This window comes from uncultured Dysosmobacter sp. (assembly GCF_947631165.1).
In the GTDB taxonomy this organism is placed as follows: domain Bacteria; phylum Bacillota; class Clostridia; order Oscillospirales; family Oscillospiraceae; genus Oscillibacter.
Map to the genome: position 1 here is coordinate 1 of NZ_CANRKH010000079.1, position 6,010 is coordinate 6,010.

At 47.8% G+C, this 6,010-nt stretch carries 4 protein-coding genes; all 4 read right to left on the minus strand.

The window, feature by feature from the left end:
* Positions 1 to 136: 136 nt before the first annotated feature.
* Positions 137 to 832 carry a hypothetical protein gene (locus Q0Z69_RS16405; protein ID WP_298035478.1) on the minus strand — a complete coding sequence of 232 codons (696 nt, stop codon included), beginning with the start codon at positions 830 to 832 and terminating at the stop codon, positions 137 to 139.
* 453 nt (positions 833 to 1,285) lie between these two features.
* Entirely contained in the window at positions 1,286 to 2,887 is a 1,602-nt protein-coding gene (locus Q0Z69_RS16410) for an S-layer homology domain-containing protein (RefSeq protein ID WP_298035479.1), read from the minus strand.
* A gap of 718 nt (positions 2,888 to 3,605) precedes the next feature.
* Positions 3,606 to 4,319, minus strand: coding sequence for a zeta toxin family protein (locus Q0Z69_RS16415; RefSeq protein WP_298035480.1), 714 nt, complete (start codon positions 4,317 to 4,319; stop codon positions 3,606 to 3,608).
* 50 nt (positions 4,320 to 4,369) lie between these two features.
* On the minus strand, positions 4,370 to 6,010 hold a 1,641-nt coding region (locus Q0Z69_RS16420; protein WP_298035481.1), incomplete at its 5' end, for an S-layer homology domain-containing protein.

Sequence of the window (6,010 nt, forward strand, 5' to 3'; positions counted from 1 at the left end):
ATTTAGGAACGCCTGTTATACAGGCATGAAAAAAGGCTGCAAGTTTCCTTGCAGCCATCAGGGACCACTTCTCATAGCCCCACCTCCCTTTTATTCAATTGTGTATCTAAAAGGAAACGTGAAATCGCGTTTTCTTTTATTCGTTGTTTCGCCAGTTCATGTAAACAAATTCAAACTGATCGTCCAGCAGAAAATCACACCGCATCGTTACTTGGCCGTTCTGCTGCAAATAACCGTTATAACTTTCGCCGGTAATCTCTGGCAACTCTGCCGGGTCAACATAGAGCAGCGTAACCCCTACGCAGATCCCCTGCTCCTTGAGCTGCTTTCGGAACATCTCCAGCAGCACATCTCTGTCCTCCACCTGCTCATCCCCCACAAAAACAACTGCGGATAGATGAGAAGACGGGTTTCCCAAATACTGTGCCAGCGTCGTCTCCGGGCCAACATCGGAACCCAGAGGCATTGGCGCAGGCCTGTGGAACACCCGGCAATCGCCGTAGACAGTCTGGGTCGCCGATGTAAGGGCCAGACGCACATCATCCTCAAAGACAAACGCAACGTAATTGTCGCTGAAATGTTCTTCTTCCGTGTCTGTTTTAGGGTAATGGCTCACGAGGATTTGTGCGTTAGGGAAGCGCCCAGAAGAAACTAGGATGTCATGCCGGCTGCTGCCAACACCACCGCCGGTTTCTTCCAGAAAGGTAAAAGTGTCATCGTACTTTTTGTTCATGTAATCCAACATTTTCTGCCGGAGATTCCTGTCAATCGAACATCCGCCGGCCCCGAACAAGACAGCCAGCATCAGGAACAAGGACGCCATCTTTCTCACGCTCCAAACACCACCCTTCCTCTTAATTCAGAATTACGGGCATGAAAAAAAGCGCGGAAAACCGCGCTTTTGCTTGCATTTGTGGATATTCTCTGCTATACTGTTCTTGCGCCGAATACGGCGTGGGAAAACTTGCCGAAACGGTATGCGGTTAGCCCTCCAGCTTTTCAAAAGGAGGGTGAAGGTTCTTTTCCGGGTTCACCCCGGCCCTCCTGGAAGGGAGGGATGTCCATGGATGCGATCACCTGGTCTGAAATCTTTCAGTACACCATGGTACTCATCTCGTTTGCTGCATTGCTTGTTGCAGTCGGACATAAAAGAAAGTAACCGCTCCTGCCACGGACCGCGGTTACTTTCTGTAGCCAAAGTTTGAGGGCTATACCGTGTACCGGCAAGTTTCCCTTTGTAGCTTTATTATAGCAGAGTGAAAGCCAATTGTCAAGTCTCGCAGTGTTATGAGAGCTGAGTAAGATAAGCAGTGTTGGAGAAATCAATCATGTCGAAGTTGCCCACTTCTCCTGTCTCACTTGCTGGACACACCTCATAGTAGTATCTGTTACCGCCATAGACAACATAGATCTGGTAATGATATTGATACCATTCGTCTGTCCCTCTAGCATAATCTCCATAACAGTTGTGAACATCCTCAAACCCACCAATCTGTCTAGCAATTTGTTCAAGAACCATCGGAGACATCCAACTGTCCCACCGTTTAGCAACAAACCAAGGACTATTGGGCTGGGCAGCCAAGCTAATTAGATTTTCACCGGAATTGGTAAGGTATTTGAAATTTTGATTTTCAATATACCGCACGACTGCATCCATTTTTTCCTTTGGATTCATACTGGATGTGGTGCACGAAGAAAGCGCTTTTTGAATCCATTCCTGAGCACCTTTCTCACTATCATTCACAGTAACAGAAAAGCGTTTTGCTACAACGCTGCCATCCGCAGAATTTTCTTTAATTTCAAAAACAAGATTGCCTACATTCCAAGATGCAAAATTGTAATGGGCCACAAATCCACCCGTGACCTTTTCAATATTCGTCTTACTCGGAATTCCATGATAAGGTGTATAAGCAACATCGGAGAAGGGTGAACCCGTTCCGTAAATATCCAGTCCGCTCATAAGAGCAGTTTGTCTACCATTGATAGTCGCCGTAATTTCAATGGATTGTGGGTCAGGATTTTCAGTTTTGATAAAGAACAATGTGTCAACACCAGTATAAATCCCAGCCTTCTGACTGTCGAATACATAAGCATCATAGGTGTATTGAGCCGGCGGAGTGGGCGTAACACTCGGCGTCGATGTAGGCTTGGGTGTAGGCGTAGGCGTAGGTGTAGGAGTGGGCTTGGGAGTAGGTGTAGGTGTAGGCTTCTGCTGCCCACCAGCTGCATTCTTGACCTTGACCTCATAGTTGTACAGGAAGGTCATGATCTGCCCACGAGTACACGTCTGATTGGGGCTGAACGTGGTCGTGCTGGTCCCGTTGGTAATACCCTTCCCTACAGCCCAGAGCACCGGCTGATAATAGTACTGATTGGTGGGTACATCCTTGAAGGGGTTGGCCGTACCGGCCCCGCTGGGCATACCAGCATATCGCCAGACAAAAGTCATGATCTGCCCACGGGTGCAGCCCTGATTGGGGCTGAACTCCGTCTTGCTGGTGCCGGAGGTGATGCCCTTCCCTACTGCCCACAGCACCGCCTTGTAGTAGTACTGATTGGTGGGTACATCTTTGAACGGGTTGCTGTTGCTGGCCGGTTCGGGCTTGCCCGCCGCGTTCCAGAGGAACATCACGGCCTGGGCACGGGTACACTTCTGATTTGGGCTGAACGTGGTAGCGCTGGTCCCGTTGGTAATACCCTTCCCCACGGCCCACAGCACCGGCTCATAATAGTACTGATTGCTGGGCACATCCTTGAAGGGATTGGTCACCGCGCTGGCCGGAAGGACCAGCGTGGTCAGTGTGAGGGCAAGAATCAGAGCAACACTCAAGATCTTGGTGATTCGCTTGGTGTGCTGTCTTGTCTTCATAGTGTTCTGTCTTTTCATGGTAAGTGGCTCCTTTTCTTGAGATTTTAGGAATATCTTCCTACTCTCATTATATCACTTCTGGTCTAAGTTGTCAACAGCTTTTTCACTTTGTGCACCGGGGCACAAAATCGGAAAAATCCAGTGTTGGCGCGGATTTCGGGCGTTGCTTTTATGGAAAAAGGAGAGGAAAAACCTCTCCTTCTTCCAAGAACATTGGAACACTTGCCGATACGGTATGCGGTTAGCCCTCCACCCGGAAACGGGAGAGGGGTGCTAAACTCTCCCGATGACATAGAAACCCACCGCAAGAATGGGAATCTTTGGGCAAAGGAGGGATGCAGCATGACTGTTTATGAAATGCTGAATCTCGGGTTGATGGTACTTAGTATCATCATTACGGTGATTGTCGCATTAATAAACAAGAAGTAACCGCCCTACCCAAGGATAACGGTTACTTCTTGTAACTGTATTCTGAGGGCTATACCGCTTACCGGCAAGTTTCCCTTTGTGCCTTTATTATAGCAGAGTTAAGGCTGATTGTCAAGTCTCGCTTTTTGCTGACATCGGACATAAAAGAAAGTAACCGCCCCCAGTCCAAGGTTGCGGTTACTTCTTGTAACTAATACCTGAGGGCTATACCGTGTACCGGCAAGTTTCCCTTTGTGCTTTTATTGTAGCAGAGTTAAAGCCGGTTGTCAAGCCTCACCATCGGCCTTCTTACAGATTTCTCGTCTGTTCAATTCCAGTCGATGTCGTTTTCAGCGAAAATTTCACCATTTTCTCTTTCCTGCTCAGATTGCCGAAGTACCGCAGCTTCTTCCGGGGTCAATTTCGTGAAATCAGGATCCCACGTTTCTAATGGCAATCTAAATCCAGAAGATTCCAGGTAATGGCCCAGATCTTGAATCCAGCGAGGCGGTTCCTCAATGAGCGGCACAAGGACGCCTTGCTGATACTCGGCAACCTGTACGAACCCGTTCTGATTGTCATAGAAAGCTGCTTCGTCACAGTAAGGAAGTATTCTTTTCAGGTCCTCAAATCTGTGTCGGAACCGTCTTTCCACTTCATGTTTGGGAATGTTGTGTCCACCATTGGCTACTCGGTTCTGTATCCGCAGAAGGCTTTCTTCCAAGGAATCCAGCCCTACATAGTACAGGCGAACGGTATAGCCTTTTTCTTTGGCCAAACGGATCGTCCGCTCAATACGCACACCTGATAGTGTCGTTTCTTGTGTAAAGGATGTGCCTTTTTCAAGGCAATCGTTTATAAGCCGAATGGCAGCTTTCCCACCCTCAAGGGCATTTCCATACTGAACGTTCAGTTTGTCCACGTCAATAATGGTGCCAAGTTCCAAGAAGTTACAGACCTTTTGGGATTGAAGAACGCCTGTTAAACTGGACTTTCCACATCCATTAACGCCGCCAATGATGGAATAAACCTTTGCACTCATATAAACTCAGACAAATTGGATAATGTCAGAAGTACCAATAAAGAAGGTTCTTATGCCAATCGCATAAAGTTGTTAGGATCCGTAAGATCAATCTTGCTGATTGAAATCTCGCCCGTATCTGTTGATGGGCAAAACTCAAACTTTTCTGTAATTCCATTGTACGTTACAGTGCAATAATAGTGGGTGTGGATCCACTCGTCTGAATTGGGAGGATAATCATCATAACAGTTATTAATTGCATCGAATCCACCGATATGAGAAGCAAGGGCATATAAGATACCGGGTGAGTAATAGCTATCTGTGGTGATAATGTCTTCCTTAAACCACGGGAGCCCATAGCTTGACGCAAGAGAAACGTACCTTTTCTCTCCATTGACACCTTTTACCCACGGTAAATAGCGAATTGACCCTTTATCTCGTAAGGAGTGAAAATATCCTACTGCGGCCTGCATCTTTTGCAGAGGATTCATGTTGGCAGTACAAGTTTTTGCAATGATCTGGTCAAACGCTTGATTCTGCGCCCACGTATAATCCGTAACGGTAACATCCTCTTTCGCAACTACACGTTCATTTGTAGCATAGCGATACGTATACCAACTGTTCGTAGTTTCAGAAAATGCGCGTCCCTCTGCCAAATCAAATTCAATAACTGCTATTTGAGTGTTAAACTTTCCATTGACAAAGTTACAATCGTCACTTGAGAAGGTAATATTAGTTACAAACCCTGATGAATTCTTATTGCTGCCTTTAATGTCATTAAGGTCAACATCATCTAAGTCATCAATAGGGTCATTGACAGGGATTCGTTCGCCGTCAGCACCGAAATATACTATTTTATACGTATCACGATTGGGGTTGTTGGTCTCAATGTAAAACAGGTTTCCAACATCGCTATATAATGCATTGTCCTTTTTCAGAAGCTCCAAGGTACCACCAAATGTGAAAATGGAATACTCATATTTCACTTCTGGAGTGGTATTGGGAGAAGCACTAGGTTTGGGAGTAGGTGTAGGCGTCGGCGTAGGTTTGGGAGTAGGCGTAGGTGTAGGCTTCTGCTGCCCACCAGCTGCATTTTTAACCTTGACCTCATAATTGTACAGGAAGGTCATGATCTGCCCACGAGTACACGTCTGATTGGGGCTGAACGTGGTCGTGCTGGTCCCGTTGGTAATACCCTTCCCTACAGCCCAGAGCACCGGCTGATAATAGTACTGATTGGTGGGTACATCCTTGAAGGGGTTGGCCGTACCGGCCCCGCTGGGCATACCAGCATATCTCCAGACGAAAGTCATGATCTGGCCACGGGTGCAGCCCTGATTGGGGCTGAACTCCGTCTTGCTGGTGCCGGAGGTGATGCCCTTCCCCACGGCCCACAGCACCGCCTTATAGTAGTACTGATTGGTGGGTACATCCTTGAACGGGTTGCTGTTGCTGGCCGGTTCGGGCTTGCCCGCCGCGTTCCAAAGGAACATCACGGCCTGGGCACGAGTACACTTCTGATTTGGGCTGAACGTGGTAGCGCTGGTCCCGTTGGTAATACCCTTCCCCACGGCCCACAGCACCGGCTCATAATAGTACTGATTGCTGGGCACATCCTTGAAGGGATTGGTCACCGCGCTGGCCGGAAGGACCAGCGTGGTCAGTGTGAGGGCAAGAATCAGAGCAACACTCAAGATCTTGGTGATTCGCTT

Coding starts and splice junctions, on each gene's coding strand:
- Q0Z69_RS16410 (WP_298035479.1), bottom strand. CDS start 2,887: ATGAAAAGACAGAACACTATGAAGACAAGACAGCACACCAAGCGAATC.
- Q0Z69_RS16415 (WP_298035480.1), bottom strand. CDS start 4,319: ATGAGTGCAAAGGTTTATTCCATCATTGGCGGCGTTAATGGATGTGGA.